Source organism: Sphingobium sp. Ant17 (assembly GCF_000588875.1).
GTDB lineage: Bacteria > Pseudomonadota > Alphaproteobacteria > Sphingomonadales > Sphingomonadaceae > Sphingobium.
In genome coordinates this window covers 68,601-92,426 of the sequence record NZ_JEMV01000005.1, presented here as the reverse complement: position 1 = coordinate 92,426, position 23,826 = coordinate 68,601, and the positions used below count along the sequence as shown (strand labels likewise).

22 protein-coding genes and 1 pseudogene are annotated in these 23,826 nt (G+C 61.7%); 6 read left to right on the top strand and 17 right to left on the bottom strand.

Translation table 11 applies throughout. The annotated features are described in order from the left end of the window. The first annotated feature begins 4 nt into the window (after positions 1-4). A complete protein-coding gene (locus tag BF95_RS04075) occupies positions 5-934 on the top strand; it encodes a hydrogen peroxide-inducible genes activator (RefSeq protein ID WP_043149552.1) in 930 nt (309 codons plus the stop codon). On the opposite strand, the gene BF95_RS04070 is transcribed toward BF95_RS04075, so the two are convergent. Genes BF95_RS04070 through pgsA form a run of 3 tightly spaced genes read right to left on the bottom strand, consistent with a single transcriptional unit; the run spans position 931 to position 2,199 of the window. Beyond that, positions 931-1,374, bottom strand: coding sequence for a molybdenum cofactor biosynthesis protein MoaE (locus BF95_RS04070; protein WP_043149551.1), 444 nt, complete (start codon positions 1,372-1,374; stop codon positions 931-933). The genes BF95_RS04075 and BF95_RS04070 overlap by 4 nt on opposite strands. Continuing rightward, a complete protein-coding gene (gene moaD / locus BF95_RS04065) occupies positions 1,371-1,625 on the bottom strand; it encodes a molybdopterin converting factor subunit 1 (RefSeq protein WP_043149601.1) in 255 nt (84 codons plus the stop codon). Before moaD ends, BF95_RS04070 begins: the two co-directional genes overlap by 4 nt. Before the next feature lie 10 nt (positions 1,626-1,635). Continuing rightward, positions 1,636-2,199, bottom strand: a complete 564-nt coding sequence (gene pgsA / locus BF95_RS04060; protein ID WP_043149550.1) for a CDP-diacylglycerol--glycerol-3-phosphate 3-phosphatidyltransferase — start codon at positions 2,197-2,199, stop codon at positions 1,636-1,638. A 138-nt stretch (positions 2,200-2,337) separates the two neighbouring features. Between pgsA and BF95_RS04055 the strand changes: the two are divergent. Further along, a pseudogene (locus BF95_RS04055) lies at positions 2,338-3,647 on the top strand (MFS transporter). Between the two features lie 55 nt (positions 3,648-3,702). Here the strand turns inward: BF95_RS04055 and BF95_RS04050 are convergent. Next, complete coding sequence (locus BF95_RS04050) at positions 3,703-3,900, bottom strand: hypothetical protein (RefSeq protein WP_043149548.1); 198 nt, start codon at positions 3,898-3,900, stop codon at positions 3,703-3,705. 108 nt (positions 3,901-4,008) lie between these two features. Between BF95_RS04050 and BF95_RS04045 the strand changes: the two genes are divergently transcribed. The 3 genes from BF95_RS04045 to BF95_RS04035 all read left to right on the top strand — a co-directional run bounded on the left by BF95_RS04045 (position 4,009) and on the right by BF95_RS04035 (position 7,355). Beyond that, a complete protein-coding gene (locus BF95_RS04045) occupies positions 4,009-6,054 on the top strand; it encodes a transglycosylase domain-containing protein (RefSeq protein ID WP_043149546.1) in 2,046 nt (681 codons plus the stop codon). A 190-nt stretch (positions 6,055-6,244) separates the two neighbouring features. Beyond that, positions 6,245-6,583 (top strand): ferredoxin FdxA, encoded by a 339-nt coding sequence (gene fdxA, locus BF95_RS04040; protein ID WP_043149544.1) that lies wholly within the window; start codon positions 6,245-6,247, stop codon positions 6,581-6,583. 244 nt (positions 6,584-6,827) lie between these two features. Further along, positions 6,828-7,355, top strand: a complete 528-nt coding sequence (locus tag BF95_RS04035) for a CarD family transcriptional regulator (protein ID WP_043149543.1) — start codon at positions 6,828-6,830, stop codon at positions 7,353-7,355. Between the two features lie 70 nt (positions 7,356-7,425). On the opposite strand, the gene BF95_RS04030 is transcribed toward BF95_RS04035, so the two are convergent. The 9 genes from BF95_RS04030 to BF95_RS03990 form a co-directional block, all read right to left on the bottom strand. Further along, a complete protein-coding gene (locus BF95_RS04030) occupies positions 7,426-7,926 on the bottom strand; it encodes an asparaginase domain-containing protein (protein ID WP_043149542.1) in 501 nt (166 codons plus the stop codon). Positions 7,927-7,987: 61 nt separating this feature from the next. Then, positions 7,988-8,797 carry a pyrroline-5-carboxylate reductase family protein gene (locus tag BF95_RS04025; RefSeq protein WP_043149540.1) on the bottom strand — a complete coding sequence of 270 codons (810 nt, stop codon included), beginning with the start codon at positions 8,795-8,797 and terminating at the stop codon, positions 7,988-7,990. A gap of 10 nt (positions 8,798-8,807) precedes the next feature. After that, positions 8,808-9,314 (bottom strand): YbjN domain-containing protein, encoded by a 507-nt coding sequence (locus BF95_RS04020; protein WP_043149538.1) that lies wholly within the window; start codon positions 9,312-9,314, stop codon positions 8,808-8,810. Between the two features lie 42 nt (positions 9,315-9,356). Further along, positions 9,357-9,656 (bottom strand): accessory factor UbiK family protein, encoded by a 300-nt coding sequence (locus tag BF95_RS04015; RefSeq protein WP_043149537.1) that lies wholly within the window; start codon positions 9,654-9,656, stop codon positions 9,357-9,359. Between the two features lie 43 nt (positions 9,657-9,699). Beyond that, entirely contained in the window at positions 9,700-10,248 is a 549-nt protein-coding gene (locus BF95_RS04010) for a TspO/MBR family protein (protein ID WP_043149600.1), read from the bottom strand. A gap of 26 nt (positions 10,249-10,274) precedes the next feature. After that, the gene (locus BF95_RS04005; RefSeq protein ID WP_043149536.1) at positions 10,275-13,379 is read right to left on the bottom strand and encodes an efflux RND transporter permease subunit; all 3,105 of its coding nucleotides are present in this window, start codon (positions 13,377-13,379) and stop codon (positions 10,275-10,277) included. A gap of 8 nt (positions 13,380-13,387) precedes the next feature. Continuing rightward, entirely contained in the window at positions 13,388-14,434 is a 1,047-nt protein-coding gene (locus BF95_RS04000) for an efflux RND transporter periplasmic adaptor subunit (protein ID WP_043149534.1), read from the bottom strand. Positions 14,435-14,522: 88 nt separating this feature from the next. Continuing rightward, positions 14,523-15,260, bottom strand: a complete 738-nt coding sequence (locus BF95_RS03995) for a TlyA family RNA methyltransferase (RefSeq protein ID WP_043149533.1) — start codon at positions 15,258-15,260, stop codon at positions 14,523-14,525. Continuing rightward, a complete protein-coding gene (locus BF95_RS03990; protein WP_043149530.1) occupies positions 15,260-17,284 on the bottom strand; it encodes a protein-disulfide reductase DsbD family protein in 2,025 nt (674 codons plus the stop codon). The genes BF95_RS03995 and BF95_RS03990 overlap by 1 nt, the downstream gene beginning before the upstream one ends. A 76-nt stretch (positions 17,285-17,360) precedes the next feature. Between BF95_RS03990 and BF95_RS03985 the strand changes: the two genes are divergently transcribed. Beyond that, entirely contained in the window at positions 17,361-19,010 is a 1,650-nt protein-coding gene (locus BF95_RS03985; RefSeq protein ID WP_043149529.1) for an alkaline phosphatase family protein, read from the top strand. Between the two features lie 7 nt (positions 19,011-19,017). Here BF95_RS03985 and BF95_RS03980 read toward each other — a convergent pair whose 3' ends face one another. From BF95_RS03980 to BF95_RS03965, 4 genes are all read right to left on the bottom strand, one after another. Continuing rightward, the gene (locus tag BF95_RS03980) at positions 19,018-20,334 is read right to left on the bottom strand and encodes an ATP-binding protein (RefSeq protein WP_235209554.1); all 1,317 of its coding nucleotides are present in this window, start codon (positions 20,332-20,334) and stop codon (positions 19,018-19,020) included. An 8-nt stretch (positions 20,335-20,342) separates the two neighbouring features. Further along, on the bottom strand, positions 20,343-21,053 hold the full coding sequence (locus tag BF95_RS03975; RefSeq protein WP_043149525.1) for a response regulator transcription factor: 711 nt from the start codon (positions 21,051-21,053) through the stop codon (positions 20,343-20,345). A gap of 181 nt (positions 21,054-21,234) precedes the next feature. Continuing rightward, entirely contained in the window at positions 21,235-22,059 is an 825-nt protein-coding gene (locus BF95_RS03970) for a TorF family putative porin (RefSeq protein ID WP_043149524.1), read from the bottom strand. Positions 22,060-22,326: 267 nt separating this feature from the next. Continuing rightward, positions 22,327-23,823 carry a SulP family inorganic anion transporter gene (locus tag BF95_RS03965; protein ID WP_043149522.1) on the bottom strand — a complete coding sequence of 499 codons (1,497 nt, stop codon included), beginning with the start codon at positions 23,821-23,823 and terminating at the stop codon, positions 22,327-22,329. Positions 23,824-23,826: the final 3 nt, after the last annotated feature.

Here is a 23,826-nt window from a genome sequence, read left to right as displayed (position 1 = left end):
ATAAATGTCCAGTTACCTGCCCACCCTCAAACAGCTGCAATATCTTGTCGCGCTCAAGGAACAGGGGCATTTCGGCAAGGCCGCCGAAAGCTGCTACGTCACCCAATCCACCCTGTCGGCAGGCATCCGGGAACTGGAATCGTTGGTCGGCGTGACCTTGGTGGAGCGCACCCGCCGCGTCGTCCGCTTCACGGCGCTGGGCGACCGCATCGTCGCCAAAGCCCACCGCGTCCTGCGGGAGGCGGAGGAACTCTCCGCCATCGCCGAGGCATCGGGCAAGCCGCTGACTGGCGAATTGCGCATGAGCGTCATTCCCACCATCGCTCCCTTCCTGCTCCCCCGCCTCCTCCCTCGGCTGCGCGCCGACCGGCCCGAACTCAAACTCTATCTGCGCGAGGAAACGACCCAGGCCGGCATCGAATCGCTGCGCCACGGCAATGTCGATTGCGTGCTGATGGCGTTGCCCTTTCCGACCGGCGAACTCGACAGCGAAATCCTGTTCCAGGACCGGCTCTATGTCGCCTTCCCGCATGACGAACCGATCGATCCGCCGGACTGGATCGGCCCGGACATGATCGACGAAAGCAAATTATTGCTGCTGGAAGATGGCCATTGCCTCAAGGATCATGCGCTCGCCGCCTGCAACCGCCCCGAACTGCGCGCCAGCGCGACGATGATGGGCACTTCGCTCCACACCCTCATCCAGATGGTCGATAATGGCCTGGGCGTCACCATGATCCCCGAAATGGCGATCGCGGCGGGCATATTGGAACATACCCGCATCGCCGCCCGCCCGCTCAAATCCGAACGCGCCTGGCGCGACATCGCCTTGGTCTGGCGCAAGAACAGCCCGCGCGAAAAGGAATTTCACTTGCTTTCCGAAATCCTCCGCGACGCCGCCGCACTCAACTGCCGCCTGCCCGAAGCCGCCTAACTGTCCCAGCCCTGCGCTTTCACCGCATCCTCGTCGCGCGCTGCCACCCATTGCGTCGCACCGCCCGCAAAATGCTCCTTCTTCCAGAAGGGCGCATCGGACTTCATCCAGTCGATCAGGAAGGCGCAGCTTTCCAGCGCCGCGGTGCGATGGCGCGACGCCGTGCCGACGAACACGATCCGCGCGCCCGGCTCCAGCCGTCCGTAGCGGTGGATGACGCTCACGCCCAGCAGCGGCCAGCGCCCCATCGCCTCATCGACGATCCGCCCAACCTGCGCCTGCGTCATTGCCGGATAATGTTCCAGTTCCAGCGCGACCAGCCCGTCGCCGCCGCGCACCACGCCGGTAAAGCTCGCCACCCCGCCGCCGCCCAAGGCTTCGAGCGCCGCCAGTTCGCAGCCCACATCGAAATCGTCCGCCTGGATCGCGACCCGCTTCATCCGCCGGTCACTGGCGGGAACAGCGCCACTTCCTTCGCGTCACCGATCATAGTGTCCATCGGCACGAATCGCTGATCGACCGCCGCGCGCAGCCGCGCCGGATCGCCCAGCGCTTCGGCGTAGCCGCCGCCCCTCGCCGCCAATGTCGCCACCAAACCTGCAACCGTCATAGCCGGCCCCGGTCGATCGACCTGCTCCTCATCACGCCCGATGGCCTCGCGCACCCAGGCAAAGTAGACGATGGTCAGCATCGCCATCGCCTCAGTCCATATGCCGAATGCCGACGCGCAGATAATCCCAACCCGTGATCAGCGTCAAAATGGCGGCCGCCCACAAGGTTACGATGCCGACCATCTGCACAAAGGCGAAATGCGGCACCGCCCCCGCCAGGATCAGCGCGCCCAGCGCCACGATCTGACAGGTCGTCTTCCACTTGGCGAGCTGCGACACCGGCATCGACACTTGCAACCCGGCCAGAAATTCGCGCAACCCCGACACCGCGATCTCGCGCAGCAAAATGACCATCGCGGCAATGATATGCGGCCCGGTGATGTCGCGCGTCGCGCTCAGCATCAGGATGACGGCGGCGACCATGATCTTGTCGGCGATGGGATCGAGGAACACGCCCAGTTTCGATACCGTGCCCTGCGCGCGCGCCAGATAGCCGTCGAAATAGTCGGTTACGCCCATCAGACAGTAGAGCACGAAGGCCAGTGCATAGCCGGTAGTCCAGCGCGCGCCCATTTCCGCTGGCCAAAGCAGCGCGACGAGCAACGGCACCGTGACGATACGCGAAAGCGTGAGCAGATTGGGCAGCGTCAGCATAGCTGCCGCCTGCCACAGTCGGACGCGACGCACAAGCGAGACGGCATGTCGATCTCCACGCAAGGGGCATTGGACAGGGACGTCGCCAACGGCTAGACCCCGCCCCGGTCGCTAACGGGAAAGAAGACGCCCCTATCCATGCAAGCCTCTCTCAGGCTCTTGAACAAGCGCCGCTTCCTGCCGCTGTTCGTCACCCAGCTCCTCGGCGCGTTCAACGACAATCTGTTCAAGAACGCGATGGTGCTGTTCGTCGTCTATCAGTCTATAATGACGAACGGTCCGAAACCTGGTTCAGCGCGTTGGCGACGGGGCTGTTCATCCTGCCCTTTTTCCTGCTCTCCGCGCTCTCGGGGCAACTGGCCGATCAGCGCGACAAGGCGGTCATCATCCGCTACGTCAAAGCGGCTGAAATCCTCATCATGCTCGTCGGTGCCGTTGGCCTGGGCCTGATCTGGAGCGGCATAGGCGTCCATACGCTCGCCATACCGCTGCTGCTCGCCGCCTTGTTTGCCATGGGTATCCACTCCACCTTCTTCGGCCCGATCAAATATGCGATCCTGCCTCAACATCTTCATGACGACGAAGTGCTGGGCGGCACCGGCCTGGTCGAAGCGGGCACCTATATCGCGATTCTCGCTGGCACGATTCTCGCGGGCCTCATCCCGGTGGAGGTCGCGGCCGTCTGCATCATCATCACCGCGCTAATTGGTTATATCGCCGGACGCGCCGTCCCCTCGGCGCCGTCAATGCTTCAGGCGCAGCCGATCGACTATCATATCCTTCGCTCCTCGATCGCGCTGGTGCGCGGGACGATGCATATCCGTCGGCTCTTCCTGGCGATCATGTCGATCAGCCTTTTCTGGGCGGTCGGCTCGATCCTGTTCATCCAGTTTCCGCCACTGGTGAAGAATGTCCTGACCGCCGACAAATCAGTCGCCAGCCTGTTCCTCGCCATCTTCTCGATCGGCATCGCCATCGGCTCGATCGCGATCAACCGCCTGCTTCAGGGGCATGTTTCGGCCAAATATGCGCCTGCCTCGGTTATCGGCATGGGGCTGTGCATCGTGGCCTTCCACTTTGTCTGCGCCATGTGGCCACCCGCGCCCGATGGCCAGATGCTCTCGTTGAGCGACTTCATGGCGCATCAATTGGCCATTCCGCTTTCGCTTTGCCTGCTCGGCGTTGCGACCTTCGGGGGCATGTTCGTCGTGCCGCTCTACGCTTTCCTCACCACCACGGTGGAAAAATGCGAAGCCGCGCGTACCGTAGCAGCCAATAATATCGTCAATTCCGGCGCGATGGTGATCGGATCGCTGTGCGCGATCGGCCTCAGCATCGCTGGCATGTCGGTGGTGATGCAATTGCTGCTCGTCGCGGTTCTCACCCTGCCTTGCGCGGCGATGGCGTGGAAACTGCACAAGGCCTGCGACGGCCCGTTGTGCCATTGACCAAGGCGGAACACCGGCACACGCCGGTGTCCAGCCTGGCATGGCCTTCAGCGGCTCAGGAAATGAAGCTATAGAAAGCGGTGAAGAAGGCGCAGAAGCTCAAACCGAACAGCTTCCAGTCGCTGTCATCGTCCACCGCCCGCGCCTTCGTCTTGGGTGCTTTGTCCATGACGCGCAGCACATGGGCGGGCAGCCGCTGGCGAAAGGGATGGCGGGCCGATTCGGTGGTGAGGACGAGGATTCGGTTTCTCATGATGGCAAGTTAACGCATTATTTACCTTTTGGGCTATCGCTTTTGCGCGCTGATTTCCGCCTGTCCCGCCACGGGACAGACTTGACTGTATCACTTTAATAACACAGCATGGCTGCACCGATGACCGAGTCCGCCCCTGCCGATCCGCCAGCGCCGCCCCGCGAATTCGGTGCCGGCCCGCCCAGCGCCTTTGCGCCACCCACGCCTTGGCGACGGCGGCTGCAGATCATGGGCTGGATCATGGCAGCGGGCCTCGCCCTGCTGATGATCGCTATCGCCTGGCTCGCGGTCACTGCCCCGCTGTCGCAATCGCTCAAGCCGATCGCTCCGCCCAGCCTCAGCCTGATGTCGGCAGACGGCCACCTCATCGCCCGGCGCGGCGCGGTGATCGACACGCCGGTGACGATGGCAGAGCTCCCCGCCCACGTGCCCCAGGCCTTCATGGCGATTGAGGATCGCCGCTTCGCCAGCCATTGGGGCATCGATCCACGCGGCATCGCGCGCGCGGCTTGGCATAATCTCTGGTCGGACGGCTCGTCGCAGGGGGGCAGCACGATCACCCAGCAACTCGCCAAAGGCGTCTTCCTGTCCAGCGACCGCACCATGGGGCGCAAGGCGCGCGAGGCCATGATCGCGCTCTGGCTGGAGGCCTGGCTGACCAAGGATCAGATCATGGAACGCTATCTGTCGAACGTCTATTTCGGCGATAATGTCTATGGCCTGCGCGGTGCCGCCCGCCATTATTTCAACCGCTCGCCCGACCGCCTCACTGTCCCGCAGGCCGCGATGCTGGCGGGCCTGCTCAAGGCACCCTCGCGCCTTGCCCCTACCAGCAACCTCAAAGGCGCTCGCGCCCGCGCCGCCTTGGTCACGCAGGCGATGGTCGATGCGGGCTATCTGACCCAGGGCGAGCGCAACGCCCTGCCCCCCGCCCGCCTCAATGTCCACGATGTGCCCGACGCCACCACCGGCACCTATTTCGCCGACTGGGTGCTGCCCCAGGCGCGCGATCGGGCCGGTGCCGTCTATGGCGAGCAAAAGATCGAAACGACGCTCGACTGGCGTATCCAGCGCCTCGCCGAAGCCGCTGTCCGCCGTGCGCCCCTGGGCGGCGCGCAGGCCGCACTCGTCGCGATGAAGCCCGACGGCAGCGTCGTCGCTATGGTGGGCGGCAAAAATTACGGCAAAAGCGCCTTCAACCGCGCGGTGCAGGCCAAGCGCCAGCCCGGATCGACCTTCAAGCTGTTCGTCTATCTCGCGGCTTTCCGCGCCGGGATGACGCCCGAGGACATGATTGACGACACGCCGATCACCACCGGCAGCTATCGCCCGGCCAACCATGGTGGCAAATATCGCGGCCGCATCAGCCTGCGCCAGGCCTTCGCCGCGTCGAGCAATGTCGCCGCCATCCGCCTGACGCAAAAGGTCGGCGTCGATGCCGTCATCAAGGTCGCGCGCGACCTGGGTATCACCGCGCCCTTGACCGAGGATCTCAGCCTCGCGCTCGGCACGTCCGAAATTCCGCTGATCGAACTGGCCGAAGCCTATGCGGCGGTCGCAGCCGGAGCCTATCCCGTCCTCGCCCATGGCCTGCCGCCCGAAGAACGGGGCTGGTTCGACCGGATCATGGAGCGCCAGCGGTCCTTCGATGACGACGAACTGGCGATGATCCGTGATCTCCTCTCCTCCGCCGCCAATCGCGGCACGGGCAGCGCGGCGGCGCTGCGTACCAGCACCTTCGGCAAGACGGGCACGACGCAGGACAGTCGCGACGCCATTTTCGTGGGCTATGCGGGCGGCTTGGTCACCGCTGTCTGGGTCGGCAATGACGACAACAAACCGCTCCCCGGCGGCGCGGCGGGCGGTGGCATGCCTGCGCGCATCTGGCGCAATTTCATGAGCGGCGCGATCAACGAACCCGTCGAAGATGCGCCGGAAGAAACCCAGGACGCCGATCTCGTCAACGCCATCGCCAACATCACGGTGGAAACCGGCCTTGGCAATGTCGGGGTGGGCGTCGATGATGGCGGGATGACCGTCAATATCGGCGGCAGCCAGATCCGCCTTCCGATTGATGAACCCGCGCCAGCTGACATCCCTCCACCCCGCATAACTCCCACGGAGCCACCGGCAGAAGCCGACGGTGCGCCCTGATTTTCGAACCTCTGCAACGGTGTGAACTTCGCCGCATGCATTCCTGCCCAATCCATCTCAGCGACGGTGTGAACTTTCCAGACGCGCCGCTGCAAACCGGCCCTAAACCCCCGGCAACATTATCCTCATTGACCTTGGACGTGCCTGCGCATAGCAGGACCGCGCTTTTCCAACCAAGAGTGACCAGACAATGACCTATGTCGTGACCGACAACTGCATCCGCTGCAAATATATGGATTGCGTCGAGGTCTGCCCCGTGGATTGTTTCTACGAGGGTGAGAATATGCTGGTCATCAACCCGAGCGAATGTATCGATTGCGGCGTGTGCGAGCCCGAATGCCCAGCCGAAGCGATCCTGCCCGATACCGAAAATGGCCTGGAAAAATGGCTGGAGCTGAATACCAAATATTCGGCCGAATGGCCCAACATTACCGTCAAGGGCGATGCCCCTACCGACGCAGACGCGATGAAGGGCGTCGAGAAAAAGCTGGAGCAGTTCTTTTCGCCCGAACCTGGTACAGGCAGCTGATGGCAGCGCCCATTCGGCGCTGCTAACCATCCCATTTTACACCGCGCGCCCGGCGTTTATGTCCGGGGGTGGTAATTTTGTTACGAATCTGCTAAATAGCATCGTAACGGACGGGCATATGCGCTCGCCCCTGGAGTAATTGCTTCATGTCTTGACGGTGACGCCGCGGTCCTCCCGGCATGTGACCCCTATCGCATGCGTCCTGCGTCGGCCCCGTTCCCCGGTTGAATTGGAAAGGTTGCAAATGGCTGCCAAAGCGCTGTCCTTTGACGTTGGTGATTATGTCGTTTATCCCAAGCACGGTGTCGGTCGTGTAATTGAACTGCAAAAAGAGCAGATCGCCGGTATGGATTTGGAGCTCTATGTGCTCCGTTTCGAAAAAGAGCGCATGACGCTCCGCGTACCGACCAACAAGGCCGAAGGCGTCGGTATGCGCAAGCTGTCTTCGAACAAGACGCTCGAAGAGTCGATGGAAACCCTCAAGGGCAAGCCCAAAGTCAAGCGCACCATGTGGTCGCGCCGTGCCCAGGAATATGAAGCGAAGATCAATTCGGGTGACCTGGTGTCGATCGCCGAAGTGACCCGCGACCTGTTCCGCGCCGATGACCAGCCCGAACAAAGCTATTCCGAGCGTCAGATTTTCGAAGCCGCCTCCAGCCGCCTCGCCCGCGAACTGGCTGCGATGGAAGAAACCGACGAGCCCACCGCGCTCAAGAAGATCCTCGCGATCCTCAACGAAGCCGCGCCCAAATATGTCAAGGTCGAAGGCTGACGCGCCTTCGTCCGGCAAGCATAGGCCTAAAGTAAAAAGGGGCGCTCGGCATGGCCGGAGCGCCCCTTTTTCATGGTAGCGGCACGAACGCGCCCTTCGCCCGGTCCTTTATCACATGGTCGGCCCGGAACACCGAACCGCTCATGGTGATATAGACGCCCGCTTCCGCCACCTGCGCCGTGGCAAAAGCCATGCCGAGATTGAAGCTCGCATCGCTCTCGCCAAAGCGCGCGGGCGCGAGCGCGCCGACGAGCACGATCGTCTTGCCTTCGATGCCCGCCAGCGCCTTGGCCGTATCCGTCATCGTGTCGGTGCCATGCGTAATAATGATATGCTTTTCCGCGGCAGCCGCCACCCGGGCGTAGATCAGCGCCCGATCGCGATCATCCAGTTCCAGGCTGTCCTTGCGGGTAACCTCCTCGATACGAAAGGGTCGCTTGACCCGTGCCACGTCCAGCAGCTTGGCCATCACAGTCTCGCCCACCTGATAGTCGGACAGCGCGTCGAAATAGACTTTGTCGATCGTGCCGCCGGTGGTCAGCAGCAGGATCGGGGTATCGGCGGACAACATGGCAAGGCTCCAGACAGGGAAGGCACGCTCCTAGCGCAAATCATCCCGTGCCGGAACCGGCCTATTCCCCCCGCGCCATCGCTTCGCCGCGATCCCGTGCTGCCGTCAATGTGTCGATTAGCAGACTGAGCAGCCGATCGTCAGCATCGAGGACGTTCATCCCCTCCCGCGTCATGCCGCCGGGACTGGCCACCCGATCGGCCAGCAGGGCCGGGCTGTCGCTTGCGCCCGCGGCCATGCTCGCTGCCCCCTGTACCGTCGCCAGAGCCATCCGCGCTGCCTGATCAGCGGGAATGCCCAGTGTCTCCCCGGCGCGTGCCAGTGCATCGATGAAGCGGAAAACGAACGCAGGGCCACAGCCGGACAGGGCCGTTACTTGATTGAATAGCGCTTCGTCCTCCACCCATTCAGCAAGGCCCAGCGGACAGATCAACCCATTGACGGCGTCTCTTGCGGCCGGTTCAGTCCGGGCATCCGTAAAAAGCGCGGTCACGCCCTTACCCAACCCCACCGGCAGATTGGGCATCGCGCGCACCACATCCCGAACCTGCGGAAAACGCGCGCGCAGGTCTCCCAAAAGCGTCCCCGCCAGAATCGACATGATCCTCGTGTCACCCTTGCAAAGCGGTGCAAGCGCTGCCGCCACATCGCCAATCTGATAGGGCTTCATGCCCAGCAACACAGTCGTCCCGGCGGGCAGTGCGGCCGGATAGTCGGTCACCACGCGCACACCGTCGGCGACCGGCTTGCCGCTCGGCCGCAGCACCATGACCTTTGCCGGATCGAGCCCGCAAACGAGCCAGCGCGACAGCATCTGCCCCGCCATATTGCCGCAGCCAACGAGAAAGAGATGGTCAGGCCAAATCGTCATTGGTGATAACTCAGGCTTCGCCGCGGGTTTCGATCAGGCTGGCGGATATCGCCTCCGACGGCGATTTTCCGCCCCATAATACGAACTGAAACACCGGATAGAAGCGCTCGCATTCGTCGATAGCGGTTTCAACCAGCAATTGTGCTTGATCGAGCGTGAGCGTTCCACCCGCCCCTAGCAACGCACCATGGCGGAAGAGAATGATTCCGCTGGACGACCAGAGTTCGAAATGGCCGAGCCAGAGCTGTTCGTTGATCAGGCCCAGCGTTTCATAAATGACGCCGCGCTTCTCATCGGTAACGCGGATGTCAGGCATAGCCAGCAACTGCAAGACCTGGTCCTCGTCGCGCCAGATGCCACGCAGTTCATATTGCGCCCACGACCCTTGGGTATTGGCGACGATCTCATCCTCGCTAACCTGCTCGTAGCTCCAGCCATGGGCCTCATAAAAGGCCGCCAGCATATCGATCGGGGCGGCCTCCTGACCGCCATGTTCAAACTCGTCACTATCCATCATCGGCGCGCCTTATCACCGCATGCGGCGAAAGGACAGACAGGATCAGTTCGCGTCGCTTCCCTTGGGCTTGCTCGCCTTGACTGTCTTGGTAACGGGTTCAGACGTCCGCCCCTCCAGCGCGTCGAGCCGGGCTTTCAGCAATTCGACCTCTTCGCGCGCGGCGGCGGCCATGGCCTTGACCGCATCAAATTCCTCGCGCGACACGAACTCCATGCCGCCGATCCATTCCTTCGCCTTTTCGCGAGCGTTGGTCTCGAACTCGCGGCTCATGCCCGCCACCGTCCCGGCAGCGCCGTTCACCAGCTTGGCCAGATCGTCGAAAAAGCGGTTTTCGCTCTGCATTGCTCATGTCCTTTGCGGCGCGCGATGGAACCCGCGCCAAAAATCATATCTGGGTGCTGAGCGCCGGTGCGACAAGGGTCTCGGCGTCGGGATTGAGCCGCCCAATCTCATAATTGAGGAATGAGGCGAAGGCGAGCCAGGCAAGATAGGGCAGCAGGAGCAGGCCTGCGATACGCCGTACCCGGCCGAACAGCCAGGTCGTTATCGCCACGACGATGATAAGCGCCACTATCAGCATAAGCGCGCTGCCGACCTGATGTGCGCGAAAAAACAGCGGTGACCAAGCGAGGTTCATGAGCAATTGAAGCAGGAACAACGCAATTGCCGGTCCACGCCCCTTGGCACCGCGCGCATGGAGAACAATCGCCAGCGCCAGGGCCATCAGCACGTAGAGGATCGTCCAGGCAACGCCGAACAGCCACCCCGGCGGCATAAGCGCGGGCTTTTCGAGCGCGTCGAACCACCGGTTGCCATAGCCGCTATTGGCCAGCCGCCCCGACAGAAAGCCCAAAACTACGATGACTGGAACGGTAAGCAATGCCCAACGCAGATAAGCGAGGCGCAACTGGCCTGGGGACGCGATCTCGTTCATCGGCAACGCTTCTCCATAAAAAAACGTCATTCCGCCGGTTCAGGCGAATCCTTCAGCGCCGAATCCAGCTTGCGGCCGACGGTTTGCGGGGAAACCGTGCGCTTGGCAACGCGCGAATAGAAGATCGGAATCAAGAACAATGTGATTAGGGTGGCCAGGCTGACACCCGATACGATCACGACGCCGATCGACTGGCGCGCCGCCGCCCCTGCCCCGCCGCGGATGACCAGCGGCACTGCGCCAATGACCGTCGCGATCGAGGTCATCAGAATGGGCCGCAGACGGCGGGTCGCCGCCTCCCGAATAGCCTGCCCCACCTCCATGCCTTCATCGCGCAACTGATTGGCGAATTCGACGATCAGAATGCCATTCTTTGCGGCCAGCCCCACCAGCATGACAATTCCGATCTGGCTATAGAGATTGATCGTGCCGCCCGTGAGGATCAGCCCGATCACCCCGCCTGCCACCGCCAAAGGCACGGTGGCGATGATCACGCCGGGATGGATGAAACTTTCAAACTGGGCTGCAAGCAACAGAAAGACGATCACGATGGTAAGCCCGAAGATCAGCCAGATGGACCCACCCGTCTCGCGCAACGACTGGCTTTCGCCGCGATAGCCGATGGCCAGCACTTCAGGTGCCTGCCGTGCTTCATTTTCCAGGAATGCCAGCGCGTCGCCGAGCGATGTTCCGGGTGCGAGCGCTGCGGTCAGAGTGATGGCGCGCAGCTTGTTGAAGCGGTTGAGCTGGCGTGGTCCAGCGACTTCCCGCACCGTCACTACGGACGATAAAGGCACCAGCGCGCCGGTACGGGTGCGGACATTGATGCGCTCAAGATCGGCCAGGGATTCTCGCCCCTCATCCTCTGCCTGAACGATAACTCGATACTCTTCACCGCGATCGACATAGGTCGTCACGCGGCGCGATCCGAGCAGGCTTTGCAAAGCCTGGCTGATGTCGTTGACTGAAATGCCCAGATCGCCCGCCCGTTGCAAATTGGTCTCGATCCGCATCTGCGGCTTTGTTTCTTTATAGTCGCTGTCGAGATTGATGAGACCGGGATAGTTGTCAGCCGCCGCGGTGATCCGGTCGCGGGCCGCAACAAGCCCCTCATAGGTCGACCCGGCGAGCACGAGATTGACAGGCAGGCCACGCCCTCTCCCCAGGCCGGACCGTGGCGAGGCGTTTCCGCGCACACCGGACTGGTTGGCGATCACCTTATTGATGATCGTCGCAACCTCCGCCGTCGTAATCGTGCGATCTTCCCAGGGGCGCAGAAAGGCAATGACGTTGCCGCCGTTAAAATCGTCGGTCGTGCCAAAGCCGCTGGGAGTGCGGATAATAAGGTTCTGAAGCGTACCATCCTCGCGCAGCGGGGCCAATTCGTCCTCGATCTTGCGCATATAGCTTAGCATTCGCTCATAGCCGGTGCCTTCTGGCGCGCTGATCTGGCTTTCGACGACGCCGGTATCTTCGGCCGGGGCAAGTTCGCTGGGCAATAAGGTAAAGAAAAATGCCGCACAGGCGAGAAACAAGCCGACCCCGATCAGTGGGATCAACGGCTTGTTCAACACCCGGTCCAGCGATTTGCTATAGCCATTTTCTAACCGCTGGAAACGGGCGTCGATCCAGCGTGCCAAGCGCCCGCGTTCCGCATTGTTGAGCAATTTGGAGCAAAGCATCGGTGCAAGGCTGAGCGATATGAAGCCGGAAAAAGCGATCGCGGCGACCATCGCAACCGCCAGTTCGCGAAACAGGAGGCCAGTCTGCCCCGCGAGGAACATAACCGGGACGAACACGGCGCAAACGACCAGCGTCGTTGAAATAATGGCAAAGCCGACCTGCCGTGTGCCAAGATAAGCCGCGACGAGCGGATCCTCACCCTGCTCGATACGGTGATACACATTTTCCAGCACGACGATCGCGTCGTCAACGACCAAGCCGATCGCCAACACAAAGGCAAGCAGCGTCAACAGGTTGATCGACAGGCCCAACAGCCACATCACCGCGCACGTTGATAGCAAGCAGATCGGCACGGTGATGGCTGGTATGATCGTCGCCCGGACCGACCCCAAAAACAGGAAGATTACCAGGATGACGAGCAAGGCGGCTTCGATCAGCGTGTCATAGACATTCTCGATCGCTCGGCTGATGAAAAGCGACTCGTCCGATCCGATGGCAACGCGCATCCCTTCGGGCAAGGTCGGCCGCAATTGCTCCACCAGCGCCTTGGCCTTATCGGCGACGTCCAGCGTGTTGGCTCCCGACTGGCGCACGATTCCCAGACCAACCGCCGTGCCCGCATTTGAGCGAAAACTATTATAGGGATTTTCGGCGCTTTCCTCGATCCGCGCGACATCCCCTAGCTTGACCTGATACCCATCAGCACCCCGCCCAACCACAAGCCGGTCGAACTCTTCTGCCGTGGCAAAGGCACGTTCGACCCGCAAAGTCTGGTTCTGATCCTTGGATTCGAATCGTCCCGCCGGTAGCTCGACATTCTGCGCACGCAGCGCGTTTTCGATGTCAGCGGGGGTGAGGCTGAAAGCCGCAAGCCGTTCGGCATCCAACCATACGCGGGTCGAAGGACGCGCTTCGCCACCGATGGTGACGCGCGCAACGCCGTCAATGGCGGAAAATCGGTCCGCGACGTTGCGGTCGATATAATCGCTTAGCTGAATCGACGTCCATCCGGGGCGGGAGAAAGCGAGATACAGAATCGGTCGGGCATCAGCATCGACCTTGCGGATTTCTGGGGCCAGCGCATCTTCAGGCAGATCCTCCACCACCGATCCAACGCGATCCCGAACGTCGTTCGCTGCCGTATCGATATCGCGCGACGGATCAAATTCGATACTGATGTCCGACGTGCCGTCCTGCGACCGAGAGGTGATCGTCCTGATCCCCTGCACGCCCGCAACCGCATCCTCGATCAATTGGGTTATACGGGTTTCGACGACCGAAGCGGCGGCACCAGTATAGGCGGTTTCCACTGAAACGATCGGTGGATCAGTGTCGGGATATTCGCGCACCGACAGGCTAAGATAACCAACGACCCCGACGATGCAGAGCAATATCGCGATAACGGCGGCGAAAACCGGGCGGCGGACGGACAGGTCGGACAGTTGCATGACTGGCGTTAGCCTGCGCGTTTGGACGAAGGCGCTGGCTTATCGCCGGCCAGACGGACCGTGATCCCGTCGCTCAACTTCACGACACCTTCGGTCACCACCTGCTGCCCGGCTTTGAGGCCGCTCAATATCTCAACCTTGCCATCCTGGCGAATGCCGGTTTCAACCTTAATCCGCTTCACTTTGCGATCACCCAAGACAAAGACGAAACGGTCTTCGCCATCGCCGACGATCGCCAGTTCCGGCAACGCGAGCGACTGGCGCTGGCGCGACGCGACGCTGACGGTCAGCAGCATGCCGGGTTTCAGCGTCCGATCGGGATTGGGCAATATGGCGCGGACCCGCACTGCGCGGGTCGCCGGGTCGATGACCGGATCGATCGTCGCGATCGTGCCATTATAGGGCCGGTCGGGCCAAGCCGCGGATATGGCTTTGATCGGCTGTCCGGCCTGGATCGAAGACAAGCGCGTTTCTGGTATGGTGAAATCCAGTTTGATGCGCGATACATCACTAACCGTAGCGATGGCCGTGCCCGCCGATACGATCGACCCGGGCGAAACCGTCCGCAAACTTGCCCATCCAGCGAAAGGCGCGCGGATCACCCGGTCGCCGATCGATGCGCGTGCCTGATCGGCGCTGGCGCGGGCGGCATTGGCGAGAGCGAGTTGCTGGTCCAGCGAGGACGCCGTCGCAAAGCCGCGCGTCTTGAGCGATTGGACGCGATCAAGTTGCTGCCGCGCCTGCAATGCCTGCGCCTCGGCAGCGGCCAGTTCGGCCTTCTCCTGGCCGACTGCCAATGTCGCAATCACCTGCCCATTTTTGACATATTCGCCATCGGCAAAATTGATCGATGTGATCCGCTCCGTGACGGGCGCGGACAGGACCACCTGTTCATTGGCAAGCGCGGTCCCGACTGCCTCCAGCCGATCGGTAAAGGTCGCCGTGGCAACCGGTGCCGCCTCGATCAACGGGACCGCGCGGGGTGCCTGCGCCTTTTCCCCGCCGCAACCGGCCAAGCAAAGCGCTGTAAAGACAAGGGGAAGGAAAATTCGCATGACGGGGGGCTAACGGGCCTTTGCAAGCGGCACAACATGACCTTTTGCCGCTGAATGAACTTACTGGCGAGAAACGAACATGGGGCGTTTATCCACCAAGCCGGGCGTAGATCAGAAATTCGATATTGCCTTGAGGCCCCGTAATCGGGCTTTGTGTCAGGCCGATAACAGTCCAGCCCTGCGCATCAATCCATGTGCGAACCTCCGCGCACACCCGATCATGAATGGCCGGGTCACGCACCACACCCCCCTTGCCCACTTCGGCACGGCCAGCCTCGAACTGGGGCTTAATCAGCGCCACCAGCAACGCGCCGTGGCGGGCGAAGGTCATTGGCCGTTCCAGCACCTTGGACAAGGCTATGAAGCTCGCGTCGCAGACGATGCAATCGACAGGCTCGGGGATATGCGTCTCGGTCAGGATGCGCGCGCTGGTCTGCTCATGAACGATCACGCGATCGTCCGAGCGTAATTTCCAGGCAAGCTGGTTGGTGCCGCTATCGACCGCATAAACCCTTGCTGCGCCATGAGTCAGCAGCACATCGGTAAAGCCGCCAGTCGAACTGCCGACATCCATCGCGACCTGCCCCGTCACATCGATACCGAATGCGTCAAGCGCATGGGCAAGCTTGATCCCCCCGCGCGACACCCAGGGATGGTCTCGACCGCGCACGTCGATCGCAGCGTCGGGGGCGACTTGCTGGCCTGCCTTCTCGACTTTGCGATCACCTAAAAAGACATGGCCTGCCAGGATCAGCGCCTGCGCGCGGGCACGGCTTTCGGCCAGGCCCAGATCGACGAGCAATTGGTCGGCGCGCATCTTGGCCATCACCGTACCAAGTCGGTTAGCGTCGCGACGCTCAGCAATTGCGGTAGTATTCGCGCCTCCCGCCCCGGCGCATACCAAAGGTAGAGCGGCACGCCCGAACGGCCTTGCGCTTCAAGGAAACGGGTTATGGCGGGATCGGCATTGGTCCAGTCGCCGACCATCACCGTTACGTCGGCCTGCTCGAACGCGCCGCGGGTTTCGGCCCGGTCGATGGCTGCGGCTTCATTCGCCTTACAGGTCAGGCACCAATCAGCGGTGAAATAGAGGAAGACCGGCTTGTTAGCTGCGCGCAGGCTAGCGAGTTTTGCCGCATCGAAGGCGATATGATTGGAACTTGCTACTGCGGCAGGGGCCTGCGTTGGCAAGGTGAACACCGCGCCGACGAGCAATCCCACGCCGAGCAAGGCGGTAACCAGTCCACCGCCCCGGCCGGCGCGCTGCCGCATGCCAAGCCACCAGAGTAACAGCGCCAATGTGAGCGCCGCCCCCAACCCAATGGTCATACCCGAAACGCCACGCTGTTGGCCCAAAAGCCAGGCGAGGCCAAGCGCGGTCAAAAACATCGGGATGGCGAGGGTTTTCTGCAGGCGGCCCATCCATGCGCCGGGCTTGGGCAAACGCCGTCGCAGGGCGGGAAGATAGGCGAGCAGCAGGAAGGGCAGCGCCAGCCCTAGTCCCAACCCGGCGAAAACCGCCAGCGCGGCGGCTAGCGGCAGCAACAGCGCCGCGCCCATGGCAGCCGCCATGAACGGGCCGGTGCACGGCGTCGCGACGAAGGCCACCAGCGCGCCGGTCCAGAACGAGCCAACCAAGCCCCCTTTGCCCGCCAGCTGATCGCCGCCACCAATGGCGCGGAAATCGAACAGGCCCGCCAGATTGAAGGCGATCAGCGTCACCAGCAGCAACAGGCCGAGGATGATACGCGGATCCTGCAGCTGGAACGCCCAGCCCGCCGCCGTTCCCGCTGCACGCAAGGCGAGCAAAGCTCCGCCCAGAGCAAGACAGGTCATGATCACACCCGCCGTATAGGCCAACGCCTCCCGCCGGACCACGCGCTCATCACCCCCTGCCTTGGCCAGCTTCATGACCTTGAGGCCCAGGATCGGAAAGACGCAGGGCATGATGTTAAGCAACAAGCCGCCGAGCAAGGCCCCACCGAGTGCGGCAAGGATCGCCCCCGCCTGCTCCCCGCCCGGCGATGCGGCAACCGCGCCGGGCTGTGCCGTCAACAGGAAGCCGACATGATCGCCGGTTCTCAGCACGGCCTGCACGTTCCCGCCCTTGCCGCCTTCGCCCGCATCGGTCTCGATGAGCAGTCTGTCACCATCACGAGCAACGCTCTGCGGTGCGGCGTAGCGGGTAAGACCTTCTGCCAGCGGAAAAAGATGGACATCACGCGCCTGCGCATCCGCCGGAAAGGGCACCGAAAGGCGCAACTTGCCGTCGGCGATGGCATAGGTCGCCATACTGCCCAAAGGCCGGGGCAGATGCGTGCGCCAGGCATCGAACCGAGCGCGATCGGCAGCGCTGGCTTGTCCCTCGCCCGCCACCAGGTCGAGCGCCATTTCGCCGCTTTCAGGCACACATACCTTGTCGGTACAGGCAAGCCATTGCGCCTTCACCCGCACCGGCAGGCGTGTGCCGCGTGCGACATCGGGCGCGACGGTCAGGTTCGCCAATAGGCCATAGGGGCCTTCATAAACATGGTTCATCAGGCCGGAGATCAACAATGTTTCTGGCACCGGATAGCGCAGCGCACCGACGCTGACGCCCTTGGGCAGCGTCCATTCGACGCTCATCCCCAGTCCGGCGTCGCCCGGATTTTCCCAATAGCCGTGCCAGCCCGCCTCCGGGGTCATGGCAAAAGCGATGGTCGTGCCCTTGCCGGGCTCCGGCGCGGCGCTTTCGGCCACAAGACGCGCGGCGATATGCGGTGCCCCGCTCCCGAATGCGCCCTGGGCCAGCGCGACGGGTGCGGCGAACAGCAACGCCAACGTCATCAATATGGCATGAAAAATCCGCATCGGGCCTCTGGTCGAGTGAGTGACAGCGGGCTAGGTCCGGCGGGGTTCGCCGTCAAGGCTGGAGAAGGTACAGGAAATGTTGAGACACGTCGCCGCCGCCCTGCTGTTGGCCACCGCCATGCCGATTGCGGCGCAGACGCCAGCACTAGCTGCCCCCGCCGCGCCGCCAAAGCTGATCGTCGCGATCAGCGTCGATCAATTTTCCGCCGATCTGTTCAGCGAATATCGCCAATATTACAGCGGCGGCCTTAAGCGCCTGACCCAAGGCGCAGTCTTCCCCAACGGCTTTCAAAGCCATGCCGCAACGGAAACGTGCCCCGGCCACAGCACCATCCTGACCGGCAGCCGCCCGTCGCGCACCGGCATCATCGCCAATAGCTGGTTCGACCTGACCACAGCCCGCCCGGACAAGGCGATCTACTGCGCCGAGGATGAAACACAGCCCGGCAGCAGCAGCGACGCCTATCTCGCGTCCCCGGTGCATCTCAAGGTGCCCACATTGGGCGGACGAATGAAGGTCGCCAATCCCGCGACGCGCGTTGTGTCGATTTCAGGCAAGGATCGGGCCGCGATCATGATGGGTGGGGCAACCGCCGACCAGGTCTGGTGGCTCGGTGGACCGCAGGGCTATGTCAGTTACAAGGGCGTCGCCAACCCGCCGCTCGTCGCCAAGGTCAATGCGGCGATGGTGCGGCAACTGGCGCAACCCAATCCCGGTTTCGATCTGCCCGCCCAATGCGTGGCCAAGGATTTTGCGGTGCGCGCGGGTAACCGTACTTTGGGTACCGGCCGTTTCGCGCGCGCCGCAGGTGATTATAAGAGCTTCCGTGTCTCACCAGAACAGGATGCGATGACGCTCGCCTTTGCCGCCGCTGCGATCGAGACGATGGCACTGGGCCAACAGGCGCAGACAGACATCATATCCATTGGCCTGTCGGCCACCGACTATATCGGCCACAGCTACGGCACCGAAGGCACGGAAAGCTGTATCCAGGTCGATCGTCTGGACCGTGAACTGGGTGCGTTTTTCGACCGGCTGGACAAGGATGGCATCGACTATGTCGTGGTGCTGACAGCGGATCATGGCGGGCATGACCTGCCCGAACGACATCGTCTAAACGCCATGCCGATGGAAAGCCGGGTCGATATGGCGCTCACGCCCAAGGCGCTCGACGCCGCCATAGCGCAACGCACTGGCTTGGCAGGCCAGACACTAATCTGGGGCGATGGCCCATCGGGCGACCTTTATTTCGACAAGGGACTGACGCCTACCCAGCGCGCCAAGGTAGAGAACGAAACGCTCAGGCTGTTGCGCGCACATCCACAGGTCGCCGCTGCCTTTACCAAGGCCGAAATCGCAGCCACGCCTTCCCCTATCGGTCCACCCGAAAACTGGACTTTGATACAGAAGGCACGTGCCAGCTTCGATCCGACGCGGTCGGGCGATCTGCTCCTCCTGCTCAAGCCACGGGTCATGTCGATTCCCGAACAGGCGGTGATGGGATATGTCGCTACCCATGGCAGCCCCTGGGATAGCGACCGCCGCGTCCCTATCCTGTTCTGGCGCAAAGGCATCCGGGGCTTCGAACAACCATCGGGTGTCGAAACCGTGGACATCATGCCCAGTCTGGCCGCATTGATCGGCCTATCAATCGGGAAAGATCAGATCGACGGCCGCTGTCTTGATCTGGTCGCGGGCGACGGAGATAGCTGCGCGGGACGATAAAGCAGCGCTAGCGTCGCGAACTTTTTGGCCGGGGCAGACAGATTTCCGCGCGCAACCCTCCTTCGGGTCGATTGACAAGGGTCAGTTGCGCGCGCTCCAATTCCACCGCTTTTTGGACGATGGCCAGCCCTAGACCCAGTCCGCGGGTATTGCGTTGCCGTGCGGTATCGAGCCGGGCGAACGGCTTGAGCACTTCGCCGATCTGGTCGCGCGGAATGCCCGGCCCGTCATCGTCGATACGGATCAGCACTTCGTCCCCCACCCGCAGCAGCGAGACGCGGGCACGCTGGCCATAGTGTAGCGCATTTTCTATAAGGTTGCGGATGGCGCGACGCAGCGAAAGCGCATGGATTTCCATCTCCAGATGATCCGGCCCGCGATAGTCGACATTCTGCCCATGATCCTGAAACGCATCAACCACAGTGGTGATCGTAACCGCCAAATCCGCACGCACTAGGGGTTCTGGATTTTTCTCACCGCCCAGAAAATCGAGCAGCGACTCGATCATAGCCCCCATCTCTTCCAGATCCCCGTCCATAGCTTCACGGACATCGTCTTGTTGTACCGTTTCCAACCGCAGTTGCAGGCGGGAAAGAGGGGTGCGCAGGTCATGGCCAACCGCTGCCAGCGTTTCAGTGCGTTCGTTGATCAAGCGATGGATCCGGGTCTGCATCGCATTGAATGCGCGGATCAGGTCACGGACATCGCTGGTCCCCGCTTCAGGCAAGATGACTTCGGCACCCAGGCCGATCTTCTCGGTCGCGCGCGTCAGTTCACGCAAGGGTGCCAATGTGCGTCGGATCAATATCCACCCTGCAATCAACAGCGCCAGCACGGGGATTAGCGCAAGGCCCATCCGACCAATGGTGAAGGCCCATTTGCCGCCGCTATGATGCATACCGAAATAAAGCCAGCTGCCATCGGGCAGCTGCAATCCACCGTTGATTTCCGAATGACGGCTGGGCGATGTTAGGCGCAGCCACAGACGCGATCGTTCCAGCGTAGGTTCCCACGCAACGATCTGCTGCCGCATACGCTCCAGTTCGGGTGACAGTGGCGGTGGCGGCGGCGAGGCGGCCGACCAGTGAACGTCGTAGCGATCCGTGGTCAATCGAACGCCCATGGCGCGACGCTCACCAGGCGGCTGTTCGGTCAGCAATTTGCGAGCAATAACAAGATGTTCGGCCAGCCGACGCGCCTCGTCATCCTGAAGCGATATCTGGCTGGCCCGCTCGTAAATGAGCGTACCAACAGCAAATTCCAGCGTAACTGTCAGCAGCAGGATCGCGAAGAGGCGACCAACCAGCCCCAGCGATCCGTGCATATGCCGCTTCAAGCGCGGCTGACCTCTGCATTGAACATATAGCCAACGCCGCGCACAGTCGTAATTGGTGCGCCGCGCTCCTCCGTCGATAATTTGCGGCGCAGTCGGCTTACCAGCACATCAATACTCCGATCGCTGCTGTCACCCATCCGCGTGCGGGACAGTTCGATGAGACGTTCGCGGGCGATGACGCGCTGGGGATGACTAAGGAAACTGCCGAGCAGGTCGAATTCCGCACCCGTCAGATCCACCAGCCCGCCGGTAGGAGAGCGAAGCTCCCGACGTGGAAAATTGACGACCCAGCCGTCGAAACGGGCTTCATTCTCGCGATGTTCGTCGGGACCACGCTCAAGCCCTACGCGGCGCAGGATAGCACGGATGCGGGCAATCAGTTCTCGAGTACCAAAAGGCTTGGGCAGATAATCGTCCGCGCCCAATTCCAGGCCCACGATCCGGTCGGTCTCGCTGCCCTTGGCGCTAATGAAGATAATGGGCACATCGCTCTTCCGCCGGATCTGGCGGCACAGATCGATGCCGTTGGTGCCAGGCAGCATGACGTCGAGCACGACCAGGTCCACGGGGCCAGCATCGAACGCTACCCACATTTCCGGCCCGGACGAGGCAGGTCGCACCTCATATCCGTGCTCTTGCAAGGCGCGAGCGGTCAGCGTGCGGAGCGGCGGGTCGTCTTCGACGAGAATGATCGACGGAGCGGTCATGAATGCTGCAATGCGCGTGATGTCATGGCGATGAGATAGGGCCGACCGTTTCTAGGGTCAACCGGATCGCACGGGCTGGGCGCGCGCCAGCGCATCAGCAACAATTTGTCATGCGCAAATGCGCTGTACGCAGATGCGAAAACACCGGGACCGATTACTGGCCCCGGTGTCTTTGACGGTATTAGAAGGCGGCCGAAATCGAGAAAACGACCTGGCTGCGGGCAATCGACGAACCATCGGCATCCGAGAAATTCGGGCGAAGATAATTTTCCTCGACGCGCGCAATGTCGGTATCGACATAGGCAATACCAACGGTTAGCGGCGTGCCCGGTACGGCGACATCTGCGCCGACCAGCCAGTCGATATATTTGCCGGTCGGAGCCAGAGACGTGCCATTCGGGCCAAGGCCAGGGTTACCGTTGGAATATCCCAAATGCGCTTTCAGGGTGACTGGCGTATTCGGCACCGAACCGCTTACATCGGCCCAGACGTAAAGATTGTCTTCCTTGTCGCCGACACGGCTCTGCGGCGTATTAGACCAGTTGCCCAGCGCTTCCTGCTTGGGAGCATAAGCGACGCCAACCAAACCTTTCACTGGACCGAGTTGGCTCGAAAGCTTGACATAGGGCTCCGCAAAATCAGTGATGTCGAGACCGCTGGGATACATATACCAGGTCAGACCGACATCGAGCGTCGTCGTTTCATTGAGCGGAATAGCGTAGCCGGCGAACAGGTCGAGTTCCATGTTCGCGCCGCCAAATGTGCCCCAACCCGAAAGATTGGAACCCCAGGCACCGGCATAAGCGCCAGATTCATGGGCCACGGTCAGGCCACCTTGAATGGCCATACCTTTGTCCGTCATGGAGACACCGCGGAAACGATAGTCAGAAACCATCGCGACGCTGCCGGAAACGGTGACAGGGCTGGTGGGTGCTTCCTGTGCAAAGGCCGGAACGCTGGTCATCAGCGCGAGGGCGGCACAGGCGATCTTATACTTCATGAACATTCCCCTTTACGAAAGAATGTTCCGTCCTGCTTCCACGCAACCCGAAAGTCTGTTGCTGGCGCTTCCAGTGTCGGCGGATGCCCTTTGCCTATTCATATTGGCTCGCCAGTCAAACAGCTTTTGTTCGCAGATGCGAGATACTGACGTAGACCGTGACATCAGAACCACAGTTTATTGCTGAATTATGTCAATAAAAAGACAGAAAAATGCCGCCGTGCCGGGGGAAATGGCACGACGGCACCTTGTGTCGCCTGATTTTTTGGGGGGTCAGGCGACCAGTTGGCGCATCCGTCCGGTTGCGCCGAACAATTCGACGGGCGAACCATTGCCACGGCGCCGTTCCACCCATTCGCGAACCATTTCCGCCGTCGTATGGTCGATATGGCCCAAACGCTCGACGTTAAGGATCACCAGTCCACCACTCGGCAGCGAATCGAGCTTGGCCGACAATTTTGGCAGGGTCAGGAAAGTCGCACTCCCACGCAACGCCACTTCATGCGCGTCGCCTCGGCTTTCATCTTCAAGCTTCAGGCGCAGACGGCTGAGGTGAGGGATGAGTTCCAGCATCGAAAGGCCAATACCAACCAGGACGCCGGTCAGCAGATCGGTAGTCACGACACAGATCAGCGTCGCAGCCCAAACAATGGCGGGTAGTGGGCCGTAGCGATTAAGCAAGTGTCGGACATGATCGACGCTGACCAACCGCACACCGGTCACGACCAGAATGCCAGCCAAGGCCGCCATCGGGATTTCCCGCAACAACCAAGGGAGCAACGCCACAAAGCCCAAGATCCAGACGCCATGAAGCACAGCCGACATGCGAGTCTTGGCGCCTGCCTGTACGTTTGCCGAACTGCGGACGATAACACCGGTCATGGGCAACGCACCGGCAAAGCCGCAAAGCAGGTTGCCGACACCCTGAGCGCTGAGTTCCCGGTTATAGTCGGTGCGGACACCGTCATGCATCCGGTCCACGGCAGCGGCCGACAGCAGCGTTTCGGCGCTGGCGATAAAGGCGATGGCAATGGCGATGGTGATGACCGCTGGATCCATCATCGTTGCGAACAGTCCCGCCTCCGGCAATGTCACAGCCGCCACAATTGATTCAGGCACCACGACACGCGCAACAGGAAGGGCGAGGAAGAAGGCAACCAATGTTGCCAACAGCACTCCGACAAGCGCACCTGGAACCAGCTTCAGCGACGCCGGGCGGAACTTTTCCCAGCCGAGCATGCCGCCGATCGTGACCATGCCGACCGTAAAGGCCGTTACCGTGTCTCCGGTGGACAGGCCAAACAGTTGCGCGGGCATCGCCAGCAGGTTGGCTAGGCCGCTTGAAAGCGGCGTATCATCGAACAAAACATGGAACTGGCCGACGACGATCAGCACGCCGATACCGGCCAACATACCGTGAACGACCGCCGGGGAGATCGCCCGAAACCATCCTCCCACGCGCATCAAACCAGCAATGACCTGAATTGCGCCGGCAAGAATGAGGATTGGCCCCAATGCGGACAAGCCTTGTTCGCGAACAATTTCAAAGACGATAACAGCAAGGCCAGCGGCTGGACCACTGACCTGGAGCGGGGAACCCGCCAGCATGCCAACGACGATGCCGCCGATAATGCCGGTAATCAGACCCTTTTCCGGCGGAACCCCGGATGCAATGGCAATGCCCATACAAAGCGGCATTGCCACCAGAAAGACGACGATGGACGCCGTGAAGTCGCGGCCGAATGTGCCGCCGGAAAAGGCTTTCAGCATGAT